This window comes from Gordonia sp. HS-NH1 (assembly GCF_001418765.1).
Lineage (GTDB): Bacteria > Actinomycetota > Actinomycetes > Mycobacteriales > Mycobacteriaceae > Gordonia.
This window is the reverse complement of record NZ_LIYC01000120.1, coordinates 1-616: the sequence shown is the minus strand read 5'-3', so window position 1 is coordinate 616 and position 616 is coordinate 1. Positions and strand designations below refer to the sequence as shown.

Annotated in this window: 1 protein-coding gene; it reads right to left on the bottom strand. The window is 64.6% G+C overall.

Going from position 1 to position 616, the window contains the following annotated elements; translation table 11 throughout:
* Positions 1–26 precede the first annotated feature (26 nt).
* A partial coding sequence (locus tag AMD30_RS24320) for a transposase (RefSeq protein ID WP_156354434.1) occupies positions 27–616 on the bottom strand: 590 nt, incomplete at its 5' end.

The following is a 616-nucleotide window of genomic DNA, read 5'->3' as shown; positions in this document are numbered from 1 at the left end:
CGAAGACATCCCAGGGGTGCTAGGTGTCAAGCGGCGAGGTTGGTGCGGTGGTTCCAGGCGGTGTGTTCGTTGTAGGGGGTGCGGTGTTTGAGGCAGCCGTGGAGGATGCCGATGAGTCGGTTGGCGACCGCACGCGATGCTTGGCTGTGGGACTTCTTCTGGTCTCGGAGGCTGTCGTAGTAGGCGCGGGCGCCGGGACTGCCGGTCAGGGCGCTTTGCGCCATCCGTAGGGCGGCGTCGTTGAGTCGGGTGTTGCGGATGTGGCGGGCCAACACGACGTGTCCTTTGCCCGAGGCGATGGTCCGTGGTGAGGTACCGGCGTAGTTTCTGCGAGACTTGGCGGTGGCATAGCGTTCGGGGTCATCCCCGAACTCGCCGAGCATCCGGGCGCCGGTGATGTCACCGACTCCGGGCATGGACAGGTAGATCGCGGCGTCCGGATGCGCTTTAAAAGACTGAGCCATAGTGGTTTCGAGTTGAGTGATCTGGGTGTTGAGAGCGGCCAGCATTTCCACGGTCGCGGTGACTGTCGCCGCATAGGCTGCGGTGAGTGTCTCCGGTGCGCTCAGGTGGCCGCCACCGCGTAGAGCCTGCTGGATGTCGCGGGCGCGTTGGT